Source organism: Photorhabdus africana (genome assembly GCF_035181445.1).
Classification (GTDB): domain Bacteria; phylum Pseudomonadota; class Gammaproteobacteria; order Enterobacterales; family Enterobacteriaceae; genus Photorhabdus; species Photorhabdus laumondii.
Genome location: NZ_JAXBVE010000350.1, coordinates 1 through 219, shown reverse-complemented (window position 1 = coordinate 219; position 219 = coordinate 1). Strand labels below are relative to the sequence as shown.

Annotated in this window: 1 pseudogene; it reads left to right on the top strand. The window is 48.4% G+C overall.

The window, feature by feature from the left end:
* Positions 1–141: pseudogene (locus SLS51_RS24045) on the top strand (DUF4277 domain-containing protein); the annotation flags it as partial.
* Positions 142–219: the final 78 nt, after the last annotated feature.

Below are 219 nucleotides of genomic sequence, written 5' to 3'. Positions count from 1 at the left end.
ATCCTTAACGGGCTGGGGTTTCACAGCCGGACATTGCACATGTTTTCCGGCTTTTTTCAACATAAGCCGATTGCGCGTTTAATTGGCGCTGACATTGAAGCTGAACACCTTCGCTTCATCAGCAAAAACAACGATTTATTACGCGTGTTCCCCTGACGATCAAGGAAGCTAAACAGTCTCTCCTGAACGTGACAGCGGAGCAATTCAGCCCCATCAGTG